Source organism: Acinetobacter sp. MD2(2019) (assembly GCF_035615615.1).
In the GTDB taxonomy this organism is placed as follows: Bacteria; Pseudomonadota; Gammaproteobacteria; order Pseudomonadales; family Moraxellaceae; genus Acinetobacter.
The window spans coordinates 1-25267 of sequence record NZ_VTDU01000021.1 but is presented as its reverse complement, the minus strand read 5'-3'; the positions used below and the strand labels follow the sequence as shown (position 1 = coordinate 25267).

19 protein-coding genes are annotated in these 25267 nt (G+C 40.7%); 5 read left to right on the top strand and 14 right to left on the bottom strand.

Annotated features, from left to right (window positions below; all coding sequences use genetic code 11):
• Nucleotides 1-162: 162 nt before the first annotated feature.
• From I2F62_RS10595 to I2F62_RS10585, 3 genes are all read right to left on the bottom strand, one after another.
• Entirely contained in the window at nucleotides 163-504 is a 342-nt protein-coding gene (locus I2F62_RS10595; protein WP_324626983.1) for a hypothetical protein, read from the bottom strand.
• A 63-nt stretch (nucleotides 505-567) separates the two neighbouring features.
• Complete coding sequence (locus I2F62_RS10590; RefSeq protein WP_324626982.1) at nucleotides 568-5082, bottom strand: translocation/assembly module TamB domain-containing protein; 4515 nt, start codon at nucleotides 5080-5082, stop codon at nucleotides 568-570.
• Nucleotides 5083-5100: 18 nt separating this feature from the next.
• Nucleotides 5101-7740, bottom strand: a complete 2640-nt coding sequence (locus tag I2F62_RS10585) for an autotransporter assembly complex family protein (protein WP_324626981.1) — start codon at nucleotides 7738-7740, stop codon at nucleotides 5101-5103.
• Between the two features lie 156 nt (nucleotides 7741-7896).
• Here I2F62_RS10585 and I2F62_RS10580 point away from each other — a divergent pair, with 156 nt between their 5' ends.
• Nucleotides 7897-9213, top strand: a complete 1317-nt coding sequence (locus tag I2F62_RS10580; protein WP_324626980.1) for an MFS transporter — start codon at nucleotides 7897-7899, stop codon at nucleotides 9211-9213.
• Between the two features lie 3 nt (nucleotides 9214-9216).
• Nucleotides 9217-9852, top strand: a complete 636-nt coding sequence (gene coq7 / locus I2F62_RS10575; RefSeq protein WP_324626979.1) for a 2-polyprenyl-3-methyl-6-methoxy-1,4-benzoquinone monooxygenase — start codon at nucleotides 9217-9219, stop codon at nucleotides 9850-9852.
• A 40-nt stretch (nucleotides 9853-9892) separates the two neighbouring features.
• On the opposite strand, the gene I2F62_RS10570 is transcribed toward coq7, so the two are convergent.
• From I2F62_RS10570 to I2F62_RS10550, 5 genes are read right to left on the bottom strand one after another with little or no spacing between them, the layout of a single operon-like run.
• The gene (locus I2F62_RS10570; protein ID WP_324626978.1) at nucleotides 9893-10450 is read right to left on the bottom strand and encodes a DUF2799 domain-containing protein; all 558 of its coding nucleotides are present in this window, start codon (nucleotides 10448-10450) and stop codon (nucleotides 9893-9895) included.
• Between the two features lie 37 nt (nucleotides 10451-10487).
• The gene (locus tag I2F62_RS10565) at nucleotides 10488-10943 is read right to left on the bottom strand and encodes a 2-amino-4-hydroxy-6-hydroxymethyldihydropteridine diphosphokinase (protein ID WP_324626977.1); all 456 of its coding nucleotides are present in this window, start codon (nucleotides 10941-10943) and stop codon (nucleotides 10488-10490) included.
• Nucleotides 10900-11298 carry a dihydroneopterin aldolase gene (gene folB / locus I2F62_RS10560; protein ID WP_324626976.1) on the bottom strand — a complete coding sequence of 133 codons (399 nt, stop codon included), beginning with the start codon at nucleotides 11296-11298 and terminating at the stop codon, nucleotides 10900-10902. The genes I2F62_RS10565 and folB overlap by 44 nt, the downstream gene beginning before the upstream one ends.
• A gap of 2 nt (nucleotides 11299-11300) precedes the next feature.
• Nucleotides 11301-12587 carry an ABC1 kinase family protein gene (locus tag I2F62_RS10555; RefSeq protein WP_324626975.1) on the bottom strand — a complete coding sequence of 429 codons (1287 nt, stop codon included), beginning with the start codon at nucleotides 12585-12587 and terminating at the stop codon, nucleotides 11301-11303.
• Between the two features lie 58 nt (nucleotides 12588-12645).
• Nucleotides 12646-13404 (bottom strand): HesA/MoeB/ThiF family protein, encoded by a 759-nt coding sequence (locus I2F62_RS10550; RefSeq protein WP_324627002.1) that lies wholly within the window; start codon nucleotides 13402-13404, stop codon nucleotides 12646-12648.
• A gap of 335 nt (nucleotides 13405-13739) precedes the next feature.
• Between I2F62_RS10550 and I2F62_RS10545 the strand changes: the two genes are divergently transcribed.
• A complete protein-coding gene (locus tag I2F62_RS10545; RefSeq protein ID WP_324626974.1) occupies nucleotides 13740-14840 on the top strand; it encodes a putative zinc-binding peptidase in 1101 nt (366 codons plus the stop codon).
• Nucleotides 14841-14859: 19 nt separating this feature from the next.
• On the opposite strand, the gene I2F62_RS10540 is transcribed toward I2F62_RS10545, so the two are convergent.
• The 3 genes from I2F62_RS10540 to pepN form a co-directional block, all read right to left on the bottom strand.
• Nucleotides 14860-15537, bottom strand: coding sequence for an epoxyqueuosine reductase QueH (locus tag I2F62_RS10540; protein WP_420713756.1), 678 nt, complete (start codon nucleotides 15535-15537; stop codon nucleotides 14860-14862).
• Nucleotides 15538-15731: 194 nt separating this feature from the next.
• Entirely contained in the window at nucleotides 15732-15950 is a 219-nt protein-coding gene (locus I2F62_RS10535) for a cold-shock protein (RefSeq protein WP_324626972.1), read from the bottom strand.
• Nucleotides 15951-16334: 384 nt separating this feature from the next.
• Nucleotides 16335-18941 (bottom strand): aminopeptidase N, encoded by a 2607-nt coding sequence (pepN, locus tag I2F62_RS10530; protein WP_324626971.1) that lies wholly within the window; start codon nucleotides 18939-18941, stop codon nucleotides 16335-16337.
• Nucleotides 18942-19224: 283 nt separating this feature from the next.
• On the opposite strand from pepN, the gene I2F62_RS10525 reads away from it, so the two are divergent.
• Nucleotides 19225-20382 carry a hypothetical protein gene (locus tag I2F62_RS10525; RefSeq protein WP_324626970.1) on the top strand — a complete coding sequence of 386 codons (1158 nt, stop codon included), beginning with the start codon at nucleotides 19225-19227 and terminating at the stop codon, nucleotides 20380-20382.
• Nucleotides 20383-20434: 52 nt separating this feature from the next.
• Here I2F62_RS10525 and I2F62_RS10520 read toward each other — a convergent pair whose 3' ends face one another.
• The 3 genes from I2F62_RS10520 to I2F62_RS10510 all read right to left on the bottom strand — a co-directional run bounded on the left by I2F62_RS10520 (nucleotide 20435) and on the right by I2F62_RS10510 (nucleotide 23845).
• On the bottom strand, nucleotides 20435-20800 hold the full coding sequence (locus I2F62_RS10520; RefSeq protein WP_324626969.1) for a 5-carboxymethyl-2-hydroxymuconate Delta-isomerase: 366 nt from the start codon (nucleotides 20798-20800) through the stop codon (nucleotides 20435-20437).
• A gap of 14 nt (nucleotides 20801-20814) precedes the next feature.
• Nucleotides 20815-22530: an AAA family ATPase gene (locus I2F62_RS10515; protein ID WP_324626968.1), complete on the bottom strand. Its 1716-nt coding sequence runs from the start codon at nucleotides 22528-22530 to the stop codon at nucleotides 20815-20817.
• A gap of 133 nt (nucleotides 22531-22663) precedes the next feature.
• Entirely contained in the window at nucleotides 22664-23845 is a 1182-nt protein-coding gene (locus I2F62_RS10510) for a transcriptional regulator (RefSeq protein WP_324626967.1), read from the bottom strand.
• A 160-nt stretch (nucleotides 23846-24005) separates the two neighbouring features.
• On the opposite strand from I2F62_RS10510, the gene I2F62_RS10505 reads away from it, so the two are divergent.
• A partial coding sequence (locus I2F62_RS10505; RefSeq protein ID WP_324626966.1) for an aldehyde dehydrogenase family protein occupies nucleotides 24006-25267 on the top strand: 1262 nt, incomplete at its 3' end.

The window sequence follows — 25267 nt, the reverse complement described above, 5'->3', positions numbered from 1 at the left end:
TCATCGCATGAAAATGAGCTCATATGTGCTTGCTTTGGCTTATTTTTAGCTTAAATAAAAATAAAAGAGCCTAAAAGCTCTTTTATCGTTTTATCTTTTATCCGCATTTCAAATGAATACGCCAAAAAAATCATTTAGATGATGATTGATTTTTGGTAGGTATTATTTTTGCTCTGCTTGTTTTAAGCACGACTCATACCGATTTTTGCTAAAATCTTCCATGGCTTGTTGCTGCTGCCCCAATTGCTGATAAATCGGCACTTGATATGCTTCTTCAATTAAAGCGATTAAATATTTCTGTGCGTGTGGTTCTTGCACTTTTTTGGCATGTTCTAAAGCCGCCGTTTTTTGAATATTTTGCTGGCGGTCCGTCATAATGTTATAAGCAGCGCCGGGAATGTTCTTACAAAAATTCTGCCATGCTTCTGCTGAAGACACTTGTTTCGATTGACCACAACCGACCATACCCAAAACAGGAATCATCAAGAGCATCAATTTTTTCATATGTTCACTCCGCACACCGTGCAAAAATGGCTGATCTGCCAAAATCGGCAGATCAAATTTTAATTAAAAGCGCCAGTTATAGAAAAGATCTATCGCGCGTTCTACCGATTGACTCGCTTCAAGATACAAGCGTTTGTTCATTTGATAGCGTAAAGTTAATTTATTGACGTTGGTAAAAACACCCACACCATAACGTAAATATAGATCTGGTGTAATATACCCTGTTACACTCACCTGTGTATCATCGCCCGTACCCTGAGCGTCTAAAGCCAAGCCACTTAAACCGAAGGTACGACCAATTTGGTTGGTAAATGCACGCGTCCCCCCTAAACCTAAACTAATTCCTGCAGCGGCAACGGTATTATTTACATCAGATTTAAAGCTTTCAGTTTGGCTTAAACTGCTACTGCCTTCATTAATGCGTCCTGTCACCAAGGCATTCAGTGCTTCTTGTTCAGACAAACCGCCATCATTATATACCTGAATACTTGGTACCGATGCTGTACCCGTCACACGCACGCCAACTAAGGTGCTTGAAATACTCTTGGTTGCGTCAATATCTAGCGTTGGGTTGGCCAATGGTCCATTAAAACGCGCAATGGCACGGTTTAAATCGAGGGTTTGTCCGTACGCTTCAATTTTCACTTTTTGGCTCACCCCAATTGCACCATTGGCACTCATGGCTGTTTCAAGACCACGTTGTGTTAAAAGCATGCGTCCGGCCAATGGAATTCGACTATTAAAGCCTTGGAAAATTACTTGTTTGCCAAGACTTAAATCGATATCTGCCTGAATATCCCACGGACGGGCTTGGCGCAATAAGGTCAGCGGGTCTTCACCTGCATGTAACACCCGAACATCGGAAGATACGTTCACCACCGATTTGGTCGACTCCGGCATATTAATTAATGCACGCGGCACGTCAATGCTTCCTTTTAAAGACACACTGCGCTTCAATGGATACACATTTAAGGCCATATCAGAATTAATTACCGCGGTAATCAGCGGAGCTTGGCGAATTAATAAATCGTTGCCTTTTAGATTTAATTGCAAGCGTGGCTCACCCGACCAATCGAACAGACCATCGAGTTTCGCTACACCACGACCGCTATTAAACGCACCAGTAATTGAGGCTTGGTTTTGGCGAATTGCCGAATACACCTGTAAATTATTAATATTCACAGGTAAAGAAATCATACTTAAATGACCATTTTTCAAGCGTAAATCGCCAGTCATTAATGGCTGAGTCAATGTGCCGTTAATTTTACCAGCAACACTGAGAGTTCCACCAATTGAACGTACATCTTGAATAAACGGTTTTAAAAAGCTTAAATCGACTTGATCAAAAGCAAATTCACCTTGCATCGGCAAACGATCGTCATACGGATTAACCACCACATTGGCATAGCCTGTTCCAATATCAGCCGTTTTTGCATCTAAGCGTAACTGCAAACCTTGCGTAACACTTTTGGCGATTAAACTGAGTTGTTGGTAACTTGTGGTAGTCGATGGATCATCCGGATCATCCGCAGTCATGCCGATTTGACCATTTTGGGTAATTAATTTTGCGTCAATTTGTGGACGTTTGCCATTTGCCCATGCCGCTTTGGCATAACCATTCATTTGTCCTGTCATGGCCAAACCATCTGGCATAAAGGCAGAAAAATCATTCAAATCCAGATTTTTCGCAACAAAAGAAACGTTACCTGCGCTTGGGTTAATTTGAATCGGTTGATCAAAACACAATTGGCTTTCGTTGCTTAACCAACAATGTGCCGACACATATAACTGCTTATTGGCTGCACGATAAATCACATTTGCATTTTGCTGCTGTTTTAATACCGCGCGCACCGAGTCAAATACGCCTTGCTGAATTTGCCCAGTCCAATCATTATTGGCATTAAAGCCGCCAGCTAATTGGGTGTAAAACTTAGAATAATTATTCCATGCTTGCAGTTGTAAGATATGCGCCTTACGCGTGCCGCTCATGGTGGCCGCAGCATATTGAATTTCGCGTTTTCCCCAACGCATGTTATTAATTTCAGATTTTAAAACGGTTGATGCCGTGTCTGAGGTGGGTAATTCACCACGAATTCTGACTTTTTGAATGCTCAACGTGTCTTTAAATCCAAAATTATCAATCGCCAAATTAGCATTGGCCTTTAATCTTGGTTTGGTTTCTAAGTCTAAATAACCATATGCCCGACCACGTAAACCGCTATAAACCGCATACAATGCTGGAGCATTAATCTGTAGATGTAACTTTTGCGCATCACCTGTGGCTTGTAGTTGATTGCCCGCATAAGCCAAAAATAAATCGTTGGCTTCAAAATGTTGTGGCACTAAACCATTTTTGCTGCTGTTCAATAAAACCGATAAATTACCTTTACCACGAATGACTTGGCGATTTAACACACCCGCCAAATTCAACTGTTGAACGGCAACACGTTTAAGGTGATCTGACCAAACGCCATTGGTTTGCAATACCCCAGAAATTTCACCTGTCGCATTGGACACAAAATACTGCGGTTTAAAACGCACCAACGATGCATTGGCCTTCCAACTAATGCCATTTTTAAGGCTGACAGAACCATCGGCTAAAATTTTTCCGGCCACACCGTCATGAATAAATTTACTAATTTTAATAAAGTCGGATGTACCAGAAAGATTAAACTGCAATAGTCCGGCGCTATTTTTAATCCGTTCCGATTGCAATGCGCCAAGATAATGCACTGCATAACCTTTTAGTCCGCCACCAGCTTTTTCATCATTGAGAATCACGGCAATGGTACTGTCGCCAGTTAAATGCACCATTTCATTATTTTGCTGTGGAATGCGCCCCAATAAATCTAAACCTTTTAAGGTAATGATTTGCTGATTCTTTTGCGCGTAACCATTTGCATTCACGCGACCATTGACTAAATCAATGGGTGAACTGGTCGACACCGTCTGCGGATTAAAATTTTTCGCCTCTAATTGTGCATTCCATTTTAGCTCGCGTTTGTCTGTAGGTAAAGCAACAAAGGCTTGTCCAGTTAAACCGCCTTTATCGGTGATATATTTAAACGCAGGAATGTGTAAATCATTTTTATCTACAAATAATTTTGCTTGATATTGACCCGTTGGCAATAAACCTTGTTCATTCTTTTGAATTTGAGTATCGACCACAATATCTTGTCGGTCTGTATTTAAGGTGATATTGGCTTGACCATTTTGACTATTTAACCAACCAATATACGGCATGGCACGGTCAATTTTTTCCCAGCCCACGTTGAGTAACATTGGTGGGACTTTATTTGTGGTCTGTTCCGCCTGATCGAGCTTCAAGTTCCAAGTTTCAGCCTGATCGAACTTTAACAGCCCAGTCACATGCAATCCTTTGTCTAAATTACCAGTCGATGCCAATTGAGCATCTAGGATTTTAGGCAAAAAGTCTTTCACCGTTTGTGGCAAGGTTTTGTCGTTCGGTTGCATGCCTTTCATGTTGCCATGCACATCCCAATACACCGCTTTTTCCCAATTCACAACGCCTGTGGCATTCAGCGCACCTTGCAACACTTGTCCAGTCAATTGGGTTAAATTCAATTGATGAACATAATCGGTATACATGCTTGCGTGGTAATTGCCTTCAGGAATATTCTGACCACTCAGTTTGGTATCTAACTGAATATTCATACCCGATGCTGTGCCGTTTAATTTGGCAACTCCTAACGGCGCAAAAAGTTTATAATCGGTCAGCAACGGCAAATGGTAGTTTTTAAAATTCAATTGGCCATACATCGGTACATTTTGCCGAACAGGATGAATAATTATACGACCCGTGAGCATATCTGGCGTATGTGTTGCCACCCCTGCGGTAATGGTATCTAACGTGCCGATTGCATGCACAGAAATATCATGAACATTAATGCTGTGTAATGAAGGTAAATTCGCCTTAGCTGTGACTTGTAAAGGATACTTACCTTCAAATTTCATTTGGCCTGTAGCCTGCTTCACATTCAAATAACCCATGTCAAAACTTGAGTTTTCAAATTGAAGTTTGGTGCCCGCCCACAAGGCTTTATTTAAATGAATGTCTTTAAAATCTACCTGCGCCGAGGTTGTTTTAATAATGAGTTGATCCAGCGTTGCGCGGTCAAAACGCAAGGTCACCGGCAAATTAATTGGGCTAAATTTAAACGCTTCATTTGACGGAGGTTTATTGTCAATAATTTCAAGTTTTTGAATATTTGCCCGACTAAAATGCACTTCTTTTTGTACGATGGCGCGCCAACCAATCATCACATCGGCACGTTGGGCTTTAATTTGAAGGCCATCTAAATGCACATCAATTTGACTTAAGATTAAGCCTCTTAAAAAGTTACCACCTTCATATTTGTACTCAATCATCTTTTGATTTTTGAGTACGCGGTCTAATAAGAACTGACTACCTTTGTCGGTAGAAAACATGACAGCAATTGCCCCAATCAGCAATACCAATAAGACAGCCAATGCATAGATGATTTTTTTCATTACAGCACATTTAGGTACATGGGTATTGTCTGTGCTTTGTGGTGCTTGTTGCTGTTGTTCAGCCATAAATTAAACACATCCGAATTAAAGTTGTGAACCAATAAAGAAATGAATACGAATTGGATGACCTTCATCCGAAATACCCGAAGCCACATCTAGACGAATCGGTCCAATCGGTGACTGCCAGCGCACACCCAAACCCACACTGTAAGCGGTTGGATTAGAAAATTGACTATCGAAGGCATTCCCCACATCGGTAAATAACGCTGCGCGCCAGCCGGGTTTGAACTGATAATTGTATTCTAATGAGCCAATGGCTAAAGCTTGTCCGCCAATTTTATAGCCATCTTCGGTTGGAGATAAGCTCTTGTAGTCAAATCCGCGGATACTTTGGTCACCACCAGCAAAGAAACGTAAATTATAAGGCACGTTGGCAAAGTCATCAGTAAAAATATAACCTAGCGAAGCCGAGGCAATAAATTGATGATTATAATTTTCACCCAACGAATAAATAAAGCCCCAATCTACATTTGCAATCGCCATGTTGGCATCTGAAAGCACAGATTTTGAACCCAATTGAATTTTATAGCTTTGCTTAAAGCCTTTGGTTGGATTCACAGGATCATTACTGTCTGTTCTAGACAACTGATAACCCAGCAATAACGCTTGCTGCTGCGGATTGGAGCCCGGTTTTAAGAAGGCATCCGGCACATCGGCGGTATTGACTTGCCCATTTTGGGTAATTTGATCGAGTCGGTATCGAACACCGTAATTTTGTTGCCAATGACCCAATGGATTTTTAATGACACGTTCAGCCCCAACCACCGCAGACTCGGTGGTTAAGCTCATACCGGGGCCAACACCCTTAAATTCTTCCCGTTCGTAACCACCCAAAATATTAAAATAATCATTCAATGGATGTTTATATGGAATGCTATAACGGGTATCTATGGCTTGGCGAATTTGGGAGACTTCCATATTCGCATCGAATGAATGCCCCGAACTATTCACAATAGCACGGCGGTATTGCGCACGAATACGTGCACCTGTATCTGTGCCCCAACCTGCACCCAGCTCTGCACTATTTAATTTATCTGCATTTAAGGTGACCACAACCGGAATGGTTTTCTCGGCTCTGGCCTTCTCTTGCATTTTTTGCTTGTCGGTTTTTTCTTGTTCATGTTGTGCAGTAAGTTGCTTTTGTTCTTCTGTTTGCGCAATTTGCGTACCAGCAAATTGATTTTCATTCACAACGTTTTGACTGACTTCGGTTGCAGAAACAATCGACTGTTTAGCATTTTTGTCTTGAACTTGCGCAATGGCCTGACCGCTGGTAATTTGTTGTTGATCTACATAAGCTTGCACATCTGGCGGTAATTCCAACGGCTTTTGAATGGGGTCGGGCTTAACTGACTCAACCAAACTCCAGTTAAAATAACGAGAGTTGGTTAAATTGTTGGCCAGTGTATTTACACGCCAAAAGGTATAATCATCGCCGGCTTCCCAAGGCACCATGCTTTGTAATACTTTGAGCTTTAATGGCAACGGCTTCGATGGATCGCTCATTTTAAATTCGACATTATCGATTTTATAGCGCTCGCCAGTTTCGTAACGTAAATTAATATCGGCTGTATTATCAGGTAGTTGTACTTTTACATCACGCAAGCGCCAATACGCATCGAAGAAACCATTATCACTGGCAGTATCGATTATTTTGGCTTTCATTTGTTCGTATAAGCCATGATTCAACACATCACCAACCGCCAAATCGGGAATTAAACGAATCAATTGGAATTGCGGTGTCATCGCGCCCGCACCGGTAATGTCGATATTTTCGCTGGCTACTTTCACCGGTTCGTTCGGAACCACTGCAACTTTTAAACCGTGATCTGCGGTACGTTTAAACTGAAATTTGGCATCATAATATCCCATCGCTTGGGCGGCTTGAATGGCCATGGCTCGGAGTTGAGGCAACGCCGAGTTGTAATCATCAAACGATTCTTGGGTAAAACTCGATAATTTATTGCTAATATTTTCAGCCAATTCGGTAGGCGCACCTTCAACCGCCACATTAATTTTAGGCGTAGAAACCATGGTATTCATGGCATTACGTGGACGTATTTTGTTGATCCAACGTTTAATTCGGCTTTTTTCTGGTGCTGCCGAAGTATCTAAATCGAAGGATGCATCATTTAAAACACTGGCATTTTGTTTTTGATCCACCGCTGCAATATCAATGTGGCTTTCTTGCTGCACTTTTTGAATGACTTGATCGACATTTACAGCGGGGACATCCGCGTCAACTGCAGAACTTGCTTGAACAGCAATAGGTTGAATTGGGGTATGACCTAAGCGCTGATTAAGCGCCTCTTGTTTTGCTTGCTCGGCCTGCCGATTAATTTCATCGAGCATGCTTGGATTGGCTGACGGCGCCGGAAGTTGATCTAAATCATCTAAAGTGATTTTTTTAAATTCAGCAAGTTGTGGATTCTGCTGTTGTTGCTGCAACATTTGCAAGCTATCAACAGCGCCTGTATTTGCAAGAGTAGAAGAAGATGGGTTTGATGCATCCGATGTGTTGTTTGCATCTTGCGCCATAATGCTTGACGAGCAGATACACAGAAATAGCCCTGTGCACATAGATTGATGAACTGCTGTTTTTTTTAAAATACTTTGTAAGCTTTGTGTCAACAGCATTTTTTTAAAGTGTGTTTTAACATGCATAAAAACAACAACCGTTTATTTTCAAGTTTAAGCTATTTTTTCTTTAAATCTTGGAGATTTATTCGCAAGCAAGATTCAAACATCAAAGTATCATACATGATTTTTTTTTGTGATACTGTTCTACACACAAATATCCAGGTTTAGAGTGTAAAAATAATGGAAGAACAACAGAATTTACTTATATCGCGTCGTTTTTTGCCCATTTTTTTAACCCAGTTCTTTGGCGCATTAAATGACAATGTATATAAGCAAGCCCTTTTGTTAGTCATTACTTATGGAATTATCCAGCAAGCTGCATCGAATGTAAGTACCTTAAATAATCTTGCGGCATTACTTTTTATTCTGCCTTATTTTATTTTTTCAGCCACGGCTGGGCAAATTGCAGACAAATACGAGCGCGCTTACTTAATTCGAATGATCAAGCGCATTGAAATTGTGATTATGCTGATTGCCAGTGTTGGATTTATGACGCATCAACTTTGGCTGTTACTCTTGGCTTTATTTGGCATGGGTGTGCATTCAACGTTTTTTGGTCCGATAAAATACGCCATTTTGCCCGATATTTTAAAATCGGATGAACTGATGTCAGGCAATGCGCTGTTCCAAACAGGCACATCACTGGCCATTTTATTCGGCATGATTTTAGGCGGTGCCATTATTTCCATTTCACATGACAACCTGATTTGGGTGTGCGTCACAGTGATCTCTATTGCTGTATTGGGTTTTATTTCAAGTAAATTTATTTTAAAGCAAAGAACCAATGAACCAGATTTAAAAATCGACTGGAACTTTTTTCGTACCAGTTGGCAAACCATTCAATATGCAAAAAACATCCCCATTATTTTCCTTATTTTATTAGGGAATTCGTGGTACTGGTTTTATGGCGCATCGTACTTAACCCAAATTCCAGAACTGACCCACCGTTACTTAAATGGTTCAGAAAATGTGGTCAGCCTGCTGCTGACCTTGTTTTCTCTTGGCATTGGTCTGGGTTCAATTCTGTGCCGTAAAATTGGCGGCTCTGAAGTAAATATTAAAATGGTACCAATTGGCGCAGTTGGACTCACCTTACTGGCTTTTTATTTGGCGTGGGCGATGTCGGCAATTCCGGCACATCAGCACACTTTAGCGGTTTTGGATATGTTCCAAAGTGGCCCGATTTACTACCATATCATGCTGTCCATTTTCTTACTTGGCGTAAGCGGCGGATTCTATATTGTGCCGCTGTACGCCTTAATGCAGGCTTATTCACCACGCTCACACCGCGCGCGCGTTATTGCTGCCAATAATATTTTTAATGCCATTTTTATGGTTGCCTCCGCCTTAGTTTCTATTTTGGTTTTAAGTGTTTTAAAAATTGAAATGCAATGGCTGTTTTGCATGACTGCAATTTTTAGTGCATTTTTTTGCATTTGGTTATTGCGCCGATTAAAGCCTTTGCTTAATACTACGCCTAATGCTTTAGAGGATTAAATCATGCGTCATTATACCGCTGTAGATCGTGTCATTCAGTCGTTTGATCAAGCACTGCGCAGTTTAGTTCCAGGCGCAACCGCTGCACATCGCCAAAACCCTTCACAAGATAGCGATGCAGCACTTTCTGTTAGCGAAGCGCGTCATGTTGCAGGCTTAATGCGGGTGAATCATAGTGGAGAAGTCTGCGCGCAGGCGCTCTATCATGGTCAGGCGCTCACCGCAAAATTACCGACTGTACGTCATGAAATGGAACAAGCCGCCATTGAAGAACAAGACCATTTAGCATGGTGTGAAGACCGCCTAAAAGAACTCGACAGTGTGCCAAGTTTGCTCAATCCAATCTGGTACGGCTTGTCTTTTGCAATGGGTGCAGGCGCAGGCTTGGCTGGCGACAAATATAGTCTAGGTTTTGTGGCTGAAACAGAAAAACAAGTCAGTGCGCATTTAGAAGACCATTTACGCCAACTTCCTGCCCAAGACCAGCGTTCACGACAAATTTTAGAGCAAATGAATACCGATGAGTTGCATCATCGCGATACCGCATTACATGCAGGCGGCATCGATTTACCCTTTCCTGTTCGCATCGCCATGACCGGAATTTCAAAATTAATGACCAAAACCAGTTATTACATCTAAGCACTGGTTTTTAATTGAAGAATCCGCCAAGGCGGATTTTTTAATTTAATCGATGCTGATATTTAAATTGCTCTAACTTCCGGATTGCATCGCGATATTCACTTTCTATTCGGTAAGAATCACGCTGTAAATCGTTTAATTTTTTTAAGTACCGATCACGTTCTTCAGGTTTTAAGCTCATATCGGATGCACGGCGCGTATATTCCATCAAATGATCTTGATACTGTTGATAATGTCTTTCAGCCCGATAATAATCGTTTGCAACCTCATAATAAGGGCGTAATTGCGAACGTCGCTGTACAGGACAAACTTGATAATTCGCATTGCCTTTTAAAGCTTGATAAAAAATGGTATTGGGCTGGCAATAATAATTTTGACCTCTTATATAGCCTTGTTCGTATAAGCTTTGACTCGGCATAATATCAGCCTTAGAACAGGCCTTAAAATACTGCGCCAAGCGGCGCTCTTTACCGCTTGAACCATCTTTTTCGCCAATAGCACTCCAATTGGCTGTTTGACATTCACTGACAGACATCGCCGCACAACCAGAAAGTGAGATGAACAAACCAATAGCTAAAATTTGCTTTGTTATTTTCATGCTTCCTCCAATCTAACAAGATAAGATATCTACTTAATCAGCCACTTAACACAGCACCAAGCTTAAAATCAACTTTGGGAAAGATACAACCGGTCACCTTCAACTCGTGATGCGGCCACAGTTCATATAAAGGAATCTTAACATCTAAAGCAAAGGGCTGTTTTTTCTCATTCCATTGCATGGTGGATAAATCATTGCCCCATGCAATTAAATCCACATCTAAAGAAATTTGATGCGAAGGACGCACGCGTCCAGACAGCCGCTCCAACTGTTTTAAACGCAGTTGCATTTCTGGCAATGTGAACTGCGTCATTAATAAACAAGCCGCATTCCAATATTCATGGCCTACACCATCTCGACATGGAATTTGATAAATGCTCGACAACTCAAGCTCACCCCACGACTGAATATGCTGATACGCCAAGTTAAAATGCTGCTGTTTATTTAAATTACTCGCAAGTGCGAGTGCAAAAATCATGTCGTTGGCGCTCAAGGCGAATTCCTACCGAGTGGGCTTCTGCAATAATTGCAGGTTTACGAATCGTTAAGGTGATGCGTTGAATTCCTTCAAAACACTCAAACAATTTTTCTAAAACCAAATGTGCCGCGTGTTCAATCAGTTTAGGCTGAACCGTTTGAATGACCTCTGCACAGAGTTCACAAATTTGGGCGTAGTTGACTGTATCGGCAAGTTCATCAGACAATGCAGCAGCTTGTAAACTATGCTCGACCACCAAATCTAACAATAACGGCTGAGAAATTTGACGTTCCCACGCAAAACAACCAATCACTGTATCGACTTTTAAACCTTCAATTAAAATCGCATCGCACAAAGAAGAATCACGCATGATTAATTTCCTAGTCCAGATGCTTGAATCATATTTAAACGTTGGTCGGCGTAAATATCGGTATAAGGTGCTAACACGCGCATAAAGCGATCGAAATACAACATTTGTTTAAACAGCAACGCAAAATCGCGTGGGAAATGAATTCCATGTCGCTCACCAACCGCGACCATATCTAGCATAATGTCATTTAAGTCTGATGGGTTACTGGCCAAAATTTGCTGCGGGTCTGCCAAGACAACACCCCCAAATAATCGCTCAATATCTGCGGCCAAAACAGCCACATCTATTTGCTGATCGGTCATGCCCATTTTAAGCATGTTTTCAGCCATGGTGGTATATTCGGTGCGTTGCAAGGCATCCATAAAGGCAATACACGCACTCCAAACCTGTGGTTTTAGCTGCCCAACAATGCCAAAATCAATAAAGCCAATCCGGCCATCTTCAAGCAACATTAAATTGCCTGCATGTAGGTCGGCATGGAAACTATTACACATCATTAGGCTACCAAACCAAGTATTCATGGCGGTAATCAGGACTTGAGATGGATCTTTACTATATTTTTTAACGACATCAAAGTCAGTCAATGGCACGCCATATAAGCGCTGCATGGTTAACACGCGCCGAGTGGTATATTGATGATACACCTTCGGTGCGGTGGCAGCCTGATTTTGAGTGTCATTTAAATATTGAACAAAATCATCTAAATTCTTGGCTTCTTCTATAAAGTCGACCTCGCGCACCATGCGTGTTTTAATTTCATCGACAATATCGGCCAAAGAGGCAAAGCGAACTTTTGGAACTGCTTTTTCTAACACTTTGGTGGCAAAATGCAGCACATTTAAATCGGTATATAAAATGGTTTCGACACCCGGTTTTTGCACTTTAATGACGACATCTTCGCCGCTGACTAAGCGTGCAGCATGCACTTGAGCAATCGATGCCGATGCAAGTGGTGTTTCATCAATCGATGCAAAAATCGTGTGTAAATCTCGACCTTCAAACTCAGCCTTTAAAACATCTTCAATATAGCTAAATGGTAATTTCGGTGTTTGATCTAAACAGCCTTGAAATTCTTCAACAAATTCACGTGGAAAAAGTGAAGGTGTACTGGCAATAAATTGACCTAACTTAATATAAGTCGAACCGAGCGACTCAAAGGTTTCACGCAGTAATTTGGCGTTAGATGGCTTTTCTGTGGCGTATTTGATGCCCGCTTTTGCAGCAACAACAGCCGTTTCGCCCATACGCGCAACAGAACGCAGACTATCTAATAAAATCTTTTTTTTCATACGTGATCATCAAGCCAAATCAATCAAGTTCAAGTGTAACAAAAGCATAGGCTTCTGCCTATTCACACCGACAATGTAAACAATAAGGATCTTTTTCGAAGCTTAAAATTCGTTGTTGCATGGTTTTGCCGTTCCATAATAACAATTTTTGTTTCAATGGGGTCTGATTTAAGCCTAAATACAACAATGCGTGATGTGCTTGTAAACTTGCCAGAATATTGGGCGTTGTGGCTAATACGCCCGAATTGGCACAGCGCAATTGTTCATCGTCTTGCTCAACTTTCGGAAATAAACAGCAATAACATGCGCTGCCCGGCATGACCATAAATAATTGTCCTTCTAAGCCAATCGCCGAAGCACTCAGTAACGGAACTTCAAATTCGCAGCACACGGCATTAATTAAATATCGGGTTTCAAATTGGTCACAGCCATCTAACACCAAATCTTGAGCTTGAATCCATTCGGCGGCATTGGCTTGCGTCAGTCTTTGATTAACATATTCAACTTGAATATATGGATTAATCTTTCTTAACCGCTTCACCAAAGTTTCAGCTTTAAACAGACCAATATCATCTGCTGTATATGCAATTTGGCGCTGTAAATTACTCACTTCAATGTGGTCAGCATCCAGAATGGTAAGTTTACCCACGCCGGCACGCACCAGCAGCTCGGCACTTAAGCAGCCCAAACCACCTGCACCCACCAATAAAACATTCGATAATTTTAATTTTTCTTGTGCTTCGATATCCCATTCAGGCAGTAAAATTTGGCGGCTATAAAAAAGCATTTCATCATTGGTTAATTGCCCGTATGCCATGTCCTGCTGTAATGTCACCTAGATGCATCCTTTACATTTACAATAAGATTAGTTTAACCATTTTTTTAGCCAACACGATGGATACTGAAGATATTTTTCTTTTAATTAAACCCAAAAAAGTAATTATATAAAAATGACAACGTCATTACATTTAATGTAGTTATTAAAACTCTACTCCATGTAGCTTTATTTAAAAGCCTTTAGCTGGCTTGCAGCGAAGGAATCATCAATCTTTATGCTCAAAATTTTGAATTAAAATTATTTTTTTCGACTAGATTCTATGAATAAATTCGGTATGATCAAATCATATCCAAAGCATGAACTGATGTTTGCCCATGAATGTTTTTTATTGCCAATATTGTCAGCATCAGGTGTTCTTTCCAAATACCTTCTGCGAAAGCTGTTCAAGTGTTCTTGGGTTTCAACTCAATCGTAACACCATGGGCACCTTTGCCAAAATTGATAGCTACACATGGCGCAGCTTAGACCCGCAGGATCAAAATTTATACTACAAACCTTGCTATAACTACTCTCACTATCAAGCATGCAACTGGGTTATTCCAGCAGAACAAGCCAACCCTTACTGTGAATCGTGTCAACTCACGCACTTAATTCCAGATCTATCCGATCCGCAAAATTTAAACTATTGGAAGCACATTGAAGCGGCAAAACGGCGTTTTTTACATTTAACCAAACAACTCGACATTTTCCCGCGTCCGAAGAAAGATCCGAACGATCATTTTGGTCTGCAATTTAATTTTCTCATGCCGTACGACAATCAACCGGTCATGACTGGTCATGCCAATGGGGTGATTACCTTAAATGCCAGCGAAGCAGATGTTGTGGTTCGTATCAAAACTCGTATGAGCATGGAAGAAAATTATCGGACGTTATTGGGACATTTTCGGCATGAAAGTGGCCATTATTATTTCGAATTAATGCAGCATTTTTGTCCGAATTGGATTGATGAATTTCGGGTTTATTTCGGCAATGAACAAGCGGACTACAGTCAAGCACTGGCACAATATTATGAAAATGGCCCACAAGCCAACTGGTCAGATTTTTATGTAAGCCGATATGCCTGTGCACATCCGTGGGAAGATTGGGCAGAAACATGGGCACATTATTTACATATGTTAGATACACTAGATACGGCCTATCAATCTGGTCTAACGCTTGACGGAAAACTCAGTATAGACCCGCACATTCATTTTGAAGCCCCCCCTTTATTGGCGCAGGACTTTGAATTAACCATTAATAATTGGTTTGCATTGACCTACATTTTAAATGCGCTCAACCGCAGCATGGGCTTAGACGATGCCTATCCATTTACGTTGTCCAACCCAGTTTTAGACAAATTACGTTTTATCCACCGCTCCTTGCTGCAAATTCACAACGAAGGACATACCTCGAGCATGCGTCAGGGCGAATATTAATCGCCCTGACATTTTTTGTTTAATCCGTATTTTTTGATGTTTCATCGGCTGAATAATACTGCACACCAATTTTAATGCGATCTCGCCCTTGGCTACGGCGGAAACGATTGGTATCACGCAGTGAATACACGCAGCCGCAATATTCTTGCTGATAAAACTCTTCGCGTTTGCTAATTTCAATCATACGATGCGCGCCGCCATTTTTGCGCCAGTTATAATCCCAATATTGAATGTCGGGATAATGCGAAGCTGCACGAATGCCACAGTCATTAATTTGCTGCATATTCTTCCACCGTGAAATACCCAGCGAACTACTAATCACTTTAAATCCATGCTCGTGTGCATATAACGCAGTACGTTCAAAGCGCATATCAAAACACATGGTGCAACGAATACCCTTTTCTGGCTCATCTTCCATACCTTTTGCCCGTGCAAACCAATTGTCGGTATCGTAATCGCAGTCAATAAACTCAATATTATGTTTTTCGGCAAATCGAATGTTTTCTTCTTTACGAATTAAATATTCTTTTACAGGATGAATGTTCGGATTATAAAAAAAGATTGAAAAATTAATGCCGGACTCGATAAGTGCTTCCATAACCTCACCCGAACAAGGTGCGCAGCACGAATGTAATAGTAATTTATCTGCTTGTTGTGGCAGCTCTAACTTTATTCTTTGCATGGAAAATCCTGACATCAATTTTAAATTGGCATTTCGTTTAATAAATGCTTTTTCAGCCGCTATTATGCCACGTTTTTAACTAGACTCAGCGAATATTGAGGATGACCGTTTTTAAATGCTTATTCTGATTTTGCAAATTTGAAAAATATGAAGCAATAAAAAACCCCAGACTAAAGTATGGGGTTTTTGAATACGAAGCAAAAAGCAAATTAACGTGCTTTAACAACGCTGATGTTGCTTGCTTGTAAACCTTTCTTACCGTTTACAACGGTAAATTCTACACGTTGACCTTCGATAAGAGTTTTGAAACCTTCAGAAGCGATTTCGCTGAAATGCGCGAAAATGTCTTCGCCAGCGTCAGTGCTGATAAAACCAAAACCTTTAGTTTCGTTAAACCACTTTACAGTACCTAGAGTTGTGTTGCTCATTTTTAAATCCTCATAAATTGAACTTATAAAAAATATACGATGAACCTGATAAATCTTTTACAAACGAAGGATTAAAAATTAAAACTACGAAGCAAGGTGACTTTACTGAAACATGAATATTTTTCTAGTTAACCCTTACTATACAGAGTTACACGTCTTTTACAACCACTTTTATGGATTAATTTCATCTACAGATAAACGGGCTGCCGTTATAGAATAATTTGCAGGCAAAATCACCCTTGTCACAATAAATTCACTTTACTATCGATGATTGATAATTGTTACTAAGCAACTGCTGTACATCTAAAATAACACCGCGCATAAAAAAGCCTGTTGACGAATCAACAGGCTTTTCGCTTTATTATTTATTGAGTAACGACTAACTTAGACGCTTAACATGCTGCTTAAAGTTTCAGTCACATTTTTCGACTTCACCAACGGTTGCAATGCTTTTAATGCATTTTGAACATGGCTTCGCTGTGGTTCTGCCAATGTGTACCAGCGCGATAAAACCTGTAACAAGCGTGAACCCAATATTGGATTTTTTTGGTCTAAATACTTGGCCAACTCTAAATAATGTTCAACACCGAAACTCCATGCATTCACAGGGTTATTGCTTAATCCGCCACTGACCGAGCGAATACGGTTCGGTGTACCTAAATCATAATCAGGATGCTGCGTTAAAGCCCGAATGCTGGCTTCTGTTGCATTTGGATTAGCCGCTTGCACCATAAACCATTGATCTAACGACAATGCTTCATCTTTGTAGCGCTGGTAAAAATCTTGTAATGCCTGCGCCGCTTGCGGTGCATCGTTCCAAACCAAAACTCGCAATGCGCCTAAACGCTCCGTCATGTTTTGCGTGGTTTGATACTGCTGATGCGCCAATTCAAATGCGTGTTCATCGCCTTGACGCGCCAACATTGCAAGGGTGATATTCTTTAATGCGCGCTCACCCATCGCCTGTGAAAATTCGCTTTGTAAGGTTGGATCAAGCGACAAATAGGTGTCTTTCCAAAAAGATCCCAAAGCTGTTGCCAAGGTATTTAACACCGCATTGCGCTTGGTTTGAATGACTTCTGGCTGATAATCATGGTCAATACGGCTACCCAAATACCCTTCAGTCGGCACATCGAATAAACGCGATGCTAAAAGTGGGTCGTGTTGTACCAAATCTGGAATGGTTTTTTGTAAGGCTTGAATGTACGGTTCAACCGAATGATCTTTTAACAACACGCGCTCAAGCAAAGTTTGTGCAGCTTGCCATTGGTTAAAGCCATTGGTTTCATACTGAATTAAAAAAGCCAGCTCGTCATCGCTATAGTCAAACTCTAAATTAACTGGTGCAGAAAAATTGCGTAGTAATGACACCACAGGTTGCTCGGTTACGCCGCTAAATTCAATGCTTGCTGTGTCTTGGTCAAATAAATACACGCCATCTTTCACCGCATTAACAAACAACGCGTCTGAATGCAGTGTGAGTTGCTCGCCTGTTTTGGCATTAAATAATGCCAAAGCCACCGGAATAGGAACTGCCTTTAAGTTGGGATATTTTGGATGTTCTTTTAACGATTGGCTCAAGTTCAAACGGTAGCTTTGCTTTTGCGCATCGTATTCTGCGGTAACTTGAAGTTTTGGTGTTCCCGGTTGATTATACCAAGTCAGGAAGTTCGATAAATCGACACCAGAACCTGCCGTTAACGCATCTACCCAGTCTTCTACAGTCACGGCTTGGCCATCGTAACGGTTAAAATATTCGTCCGTGCCTTGGCGGAATTTTTCTTTACCTAGCAAAGTTGCCATCATGCGGTTAATTTCCGCACCTTTTTCGTACACTGTTGCGGTATAAAAATTATTAATTTCGACAAAATGATCGGGGCGTGGCGGATGCGATAACGGCCCTGCATCTTCAGGAAATTGATGCGCTTTTAGCACGGCAACATCATCAATTCGTTGTACCGCAGCAGATTGTAAGTCTTCCGAAAACGATTGATCACGAAAAACCGTTAAACCTTCTTTTAAGCATAACTGGAACCAATCGCGGCAAGTAATTCGATTGCCTGTCCAGTTATGAAAATATTCATGTGCAATCACCGACTGTACCCGCATAATGGCGGCATCGGTGGTGTATTCTTCATCGGCCAATACACATGACGTATTAAAGATATTTAAACCTTTATTTTCCATTGCACCCATGTTGAACTGGCTTACCGCAACAATCATATAATTATCTAAATCGTAGGGACGGCCATAATGTTCTTCATCCCAACGCATAGAATGCTTTAAGGCTTCCATAGCAATATGGCATTTAGGAATATCTTTTTCTACGGCGTAAATTTCTAAAGCAACATCTCGCCCTTCAGACGTGGTGTAGCGGTCTTTAAGCACCGCTAAATCGCCAATTACGCACGCAAATAAATACGCAGGTTTTTTGGTTGGATCTTGCCAAATTGCAAAATGACGGTTTTCGTCAACCTCACCCGTTTCAAGCAAGTTACCATTGGCCAATAACACCGGATATTTTTTATCGGCTTCAACGCGCGTGGTAAACACAGACAAAACGTCAGGACGGTCTGGATAAAAAGTAATTTTACGGAAACCTTCAGGTTCATTTTGTGTAACAAATAAATTGCCGGCTTGATACAAACCTTCAAGTTGAGTATTGCTTTCAGGATGAATAATGACTTGAGTTTGAATGCTGGCTTGGTCAGGTAAATTGCTTAAGCGCAATTGCTCGGCATCCAGTTGATACTCGGTTTCAGATAACAACTCGCCATTTAAACGAATACTTTTTAGTTCTAAATCTCGGCCCAATAAAACCAAGTCGCCCGCGGTTTGGCGTTGCAGCACCAAGGTTGAGTCGACCACGGCATGATCATCATACACTTTAAGGTCAAGATGAATTGACTCAACTAAAAATGTTGGTTTTTTATAATCTTTTAAATAAACAGTGTCGTTATTTTCAACCACTGGATTTGCAGCAATATTCATTGATTCATCCTAATTTTAACCATCACAGCGCATATCATGTCGTTTCAATGACATGCGCTGTTCTGTGTTTTCTGTGCTTATTTCAATATATTTGGGTCAAAACAACTTTTTCAATTCAAATCACTTAAAACAATCGCGATTCAGCATTTAAACTAGCAATTTTTAAACCATCTTTACGATTCGAATTACATTACAAGCTTTTTTGATTACAATACATAATCCATCCAATGATTGCTCAAATATCTTAAGCGAGCGCATTTTCTCTAATGATAAGGTCTTTTACGTGATTCAAATTCTTCAAAAACAACTTGATGCCAGTACACAGTGCCCATTGTGCCGTGCAGCAATGTTTTGGGTCGAAGCTGAATTTTCCGATCAAGAACTGTTTTTTCATCAATGCAGTCATTGCGAACACCGCCTGTTTCAAAATGACCGACATAGTTGCCACTGCGAAGCTTGTCAGAAAAAACGTAAAAAAATGATGAAAGACACCCGCCAACAAGAACGGCGTGTGCTTCAATCCAAAAAAGAATTAGAGGTTCAATCGTTAAATAAAATTTCTTTTTTACATAAATTATTTTTATTGGCGCTGCTAGATGATGTTGCCCGTGAAGATGTGCAGCACCATGAATATATCGACTGGGAGAAAATTAAATTTTCCTCAATTTCACCCAATTTCCAATTCCAACAGCGTGTATTTAAACAACTGGTTCATGAACAAATTTTAGTTCCAACCCAAGTTATTGATGATCCAAGTACCTTTTATATTAATCTGCGTTTAGATGGCTATGCCGAACCCAGTTTATTTAGTATTACCCAACGGTTACGGTTGTGGTTTTATGAAGATTTGCGCCAAGGCATTCCATTTAAACAAAGTAGTGAAGTCAAAGACAGCTTGTACCAAATGCTGTATCAAGAAATTATTCAATTTACCCAAGCGGTGTGTCGCAGTTGGCAAGTTCAATTTTCAAGCCATATTAGTTTTGAACAGCTTTGTTATCGGCTATTAGATACTTTGGCGGTCGAGCAAATTTTTTCGCTCATTCATACCGCGCTGTCTTATTTGCAGCAACAAAAAGCACTTGAAGCTCGAAATGATGGTTTTATTAATACGCATCGGCTCAAAAAAACCTTATTGCAATATCGTGAACGCGCCTTGTTAGAAAAGTGGGAAACCACCAATTTTAGCCGTCCTGAGCATTTACCTTTCAGCCGCATGAGTGAAATTTTGTATTTTAAATTTTTAAAGTACGATCAGCGTATTTTCAGTCAGCCTATTCAGCATTTATGGCGTAAGATTGAGCCTAGATTAAGCTTTTATTCAGACAAACGCTGTATGCACTGTGGTTCAAATCAGCTGAATGTTGAATACGATGCCGGAGATTATGTCACCCTCACCTGTCGTAAATGCCAACATCAAGATCACTATTTTACCCAATAAAAAAGTTCAAATAGCGCTGCCGCCATTTGAACTTTTTGTATAGCAATCTGGATTAAAGCTGCACTTCTGCTTTGGCATAATTGGCCACAGGCATTTCTAATAGTTCAGCGCAAAGCTGTAAATTTAACGTATACGCCTCATAACCTTTAAAGTTTTTTAACGCGGTGAGTAAAGTCTGACTTAATTGCTCGCGCTCCTCTGCGGTTCGTCCTTCTAAAATAAACAAGCGCGTATGAATATAGGCTTGTGACAAATCATTGTCGCCAATCACATATACATCGCTTTTATGAATGCGAGATTTAATATCCGCAGGTTGAAATAATCCGGTTGTAATCAGTGCTTGGTTTAAATGTTTTAACAGCTTTTCCTGTGCTAAGTTATGAATATTTCTTGAATAATCAACAATCAGGTGTGGCATAACTTTTCCTTAGTTTACATGATAAATAGCAGCGCTAAACGGACTTGATCATAGCCCATTTTGGGCTGAGTTGCGTCAACAATTGGTCGTAATTTAATAGAGCCATCGTCATTAAAATGTTCGGCGCGTTTGGTTTTTTGTAAGCGCTTATAAATTTTGCGTACCTGTTCCACCACGTCATCGCCCGGATGCGCCACCGAAATATCTAAGCCTTGTTCGCGATGCAACCGCCCCAAATGATTAATAATGGTTGCAGGTGTTAAGGCGCGCTCAACCGCAATATCTTGAATTTCATAACCATTTTCAAATAACTCTTTTGTTTCGTCTAAAGTTGCCGCGCTATAACTGGCTTTGCCACCCGACTTACTCAGTTTTTTCTCATTACGCGCAATTTCAGTTTCATTCAACGTGCCACCACAATGACGAATAAAGTTTTTATGCTGCGCGCTTAAATCTGCTTCGGCAAAATGTGTTTCTGCTTCATCGGACAATTCTTGAAAACGCCGATCGGCTTTAATGGCTAGACTGTCGAGTTCGAGCGCTTGGTCATTAAAACCTAACACTCGCAGACCGGTAAGCGACTTTAAGCGTGACAAAGCCACATAACCTTGTCCTTTTTCAAACGTATTCGACAAGTTAATTTCGGCTGCTTCCAAGGTCATGCCTTGGCTTTTATGAATGGTGATTGCCCACGCTAAACGTAATGGAATTTGCTGAAAACTGGCAATAATTTTACCCGCTTCGTTTTCCACCGACCATGTTTCAGGCTCGACCAGCAAAGTTGAGCCATCGTTCAGTTTTACTTTCGGCAAAATGCCGTGGGTTTCATCTTCTTCAAAACCGATAATTTCGCCCAAACTGCCATTGATATACCCCATATCAAAGTTGTTTTTCACAAACATGACTTTGGCATGTTTTTTCAGGTTTAAATCTTCAGGGGCACGCACCGATGATTTTAAGGTTTCAATCAACTTTTCATTGCCGTCCACCACCGCAGAAAATTGATGGCTATCGCCAGAAATGGCGTTTAAATGTTTAAAATTCAGGCTATCGACATCTAAATTATGCGTATATAAACGGGTAAAAGTTTCGCCAATATCGTGTTGTTTCGAGGCATGTAATGCTTGTAAATGCTCTGGCTGCAAATTTTGTGCACGAATGGCGTTTAAAATTTGATTTAAAATTTCATCGTCTTGACGATGCTGCTCGGTTAAATAACAAACCCGAAATTTTGCCTCAACCCACGCTTGAGACATAAAACAAAATTTTTCCCGATTGGTTTCGCCATTACGACCCACAGGTGGTAGCTGAAAAAAGTCACCGGCAACAATTACTTGAATGCCCCCAAAGGCCTCATCACTTTCTTTAAAATATTTTAAAACCTGATTGACTAAATTGAGTTGCTTGGCATGCAACATTGAAATTTCATCAATAATGAGCACTTGGGTATTTTCAAGATGCTCTTTTAAATATTTACGCTCTTTCATGCGTTTTAAGTCATCGTCGCTTAAGCTGTCTTTAATGCCAATGCCCGCCCAAGTATGAATGGTCATGCCATTCATATGGGTTGCAGCAATGCCTGTAGATGCAGTAATTGCAACGTTCACTTTTCTTGCTTTAAGATATTGAATATATTGATTTAAAGTATAGGTTTTACCCGCGCCTGCTGAACCCGTTAAAAATACATTTTCACCCGCTTTTAACAAATTTAATGCAGTGGCTTGCTTCATAACTTCAATCGATACCTAACTTAATTGCTATAGCTTACCGATTTTTAACGCAGAAATAAAATTGAGCTTGCAGTTTTTCACTTTTGCTAAATTGCTTGCCCAGTTTGCATCGACAGATCGCCAATCTTTTGGTTTAAATACCTTTATATTTTGCCAAAACTTGATGTGCAGGATGTGCCGATGGCAATAAATCAATTAAACATTCCACTGCGTCAATAGCATCGGGAGTATGCGACAAATGCCTAAACAAAATATCGGTATCTTTGGCTTTAAAAATGGCATCACTTAAACGCGATTCTAAACAATCCCGCCAAGCGCAGAGAAATGGACTTTCGGTTTTGGCTAAGAATGTGCCTGTGTAGCATTTTAATGCGGCATCTAAATAGCCCGCATCTAAAGCTTGCTCGACCTGTAAAAAGTCGGCATCGACCTGTGCCAATAACCGATAAGGTCGAGAACCCAATAATCCTCCTAAAAGATCACGCAATTGTGACATCTCAGCTTTGAGCGTCCCTAAACTGACTTTGCGTTCGCCATATAAGGCTTGATGCAAATTATCCAAATTCATACCTTGTGGACAAAGTGCTAAAATCGCCAAAATTTCAAATTGGCGCGGGGTTAGCACCAAAATTTTTCCATTTAAACGCACTTGAAAGACAGAAAAACCCTGTAAATATAAATGTTGCTGATGCTGTTCTAATAACGCGCTTTGAATAATCGACGCACAGCGTTCAACCGCTAATACACCTAAACTATTATGACTTTCCCATGTGGTAGATAAATCGACCACACCCAATACTTGTTTTGAAAATGGATCGATAATCGGTGTGGCATAACAGACCCAATCATGCACCGACTCCATATAATGCTCATTTGAAAAAACACAACACGATTCTTGAGTTTTTAAAGACAATGCCAAGGCATTGGTTCCCACCGCATCCTCACTCCATTTCGCCCCCGAAACAAAATGCACTTTTTCGGCAATATCAAGCATTTTATGACTTGCAGCCGTCCACATAATGGTACTGCCAATATCACCAATCGCCAAAACCATTGAAGATTGCTCAGCCACATGTTTCAGTTCACGCTCACAAGCATGCAAGGCACTGCTTAAAGTCGTATTGCCATTAAATTTGACTTTTTCCGCCAATGGTGCAGCCGTTCGTTCTTTAGGAATACAGGCCAAAAGACTACGCTGCCATGAACTTAAAATACTTTGTCCAATACGCTGGGCATGTTGCGGCGACGACATAATGTTTTGTCTGAGCTGATCAATAAGGCCTTTATGTTTTCGCAAATCTCGCTTACTCAACATTGTTACTTTCCTTAACTTTTTGTTCGGAAAAATCCAACCTTTTTCCAACCTATTTATGCTTATGATTCTAGATATAGTGTACGACGTACAGAGTACCGAATTTTCCACAAAAATAAATCAATTTGTGGAATGAATATTATTACAGCAAAGGAATTTTTATATGCGTTACATCGATCCTAACCAACCTGGTTCAAAAGTTCAATTTAAATCTCAATATGAAAATTTTATTGGCGGACAATGGGTCGCCCCTGTTAAAGGTCAATATTTTGACAATATTTCTCCTGTAGATGGTCAAGTGTTTACCCGTATTCCTCGCTCGACCGTTGAAGATATTGATCTGGCATTAGATGCGGCACACAAAGCCAAAACCGAATGGAATAAATCATCTCCAACCACGCGTTCCAATTTATTACTTAAAATTGCAGATCGTTTAGAAGCCAATCTTGAATTATTGGCTGTTGCCGAAACATGGGAAAATGGTAAGCCGGTTCGCGAAACCTTAGCCGCAGATATTCCATTGGCAATTGACCATTTCCGTTATTTTGCAGGCTGTATTCGTGCCCAAGAAGGTGGAATCTCTGAAATTGATGAAGATACTATCGCCTACCACTTTCACGAACCACTTGGTGTTGTCGGGCAGATTATTCCATGGAACTTCCCTATTTTAATGGCGGCATGGAAACTTGCACCAGCACTCGCAGCAGGCAACTGTATTGTGCTTAAACCAGCAGAACAAACCCCTGCCAGTATTTTAGTGTTGGTTGAACTGATTCAAGATTTATTGCCAGCGGGTATTTTAAATATTGTGAATGGCTTTGGTGCAGAAGTGGGTCGCCCGCTAGCAACAAGCCCACGCATTGCAAAAATTGCATTCACAGGCTCAACCCAAGTGGGCCAACTTATTATGCAATATGCAACTGAAAATATTATTCCTGTTACCTTAGAACTTGGTGGTAAATCGCCGAACATTTTCTTTGAAGATGTTATGGATAAAGAAGATGACTATTTAGACAAAGCCCTCGAAGGTTTTGCCATGTTTGCCTTAAACCAAGGCGAAGTATGTACTTGTCCTTCTCGTGCGTTAGTACAAGAAAGCATTGCAGATAAATTCCTTGAAAAAGCCATTGAACGTGTCAAACGCATTAAAACAGGTCATCCTTTAGATACCGACACCATGATTGGCGCGCAAGCTTCACAAGAACAGCAAGACAAAATTTTAGGCTGTATTAATACTGGTCGTAATGAAGGTGCGCAGCTTTTAACGGGTGGTGCGGCACGTCACGAAATTGGCGAAGGTTTTTATATCGAGCCGACCATTTTTAAAGGCAACAACAGCATGAAGATTTTCCAAGAAGAAATCTTTGGCCCTGTGCTTTCTGTCACCACGTTTAAAGACTTTGATGAAGCGATTAAAATTGCCAA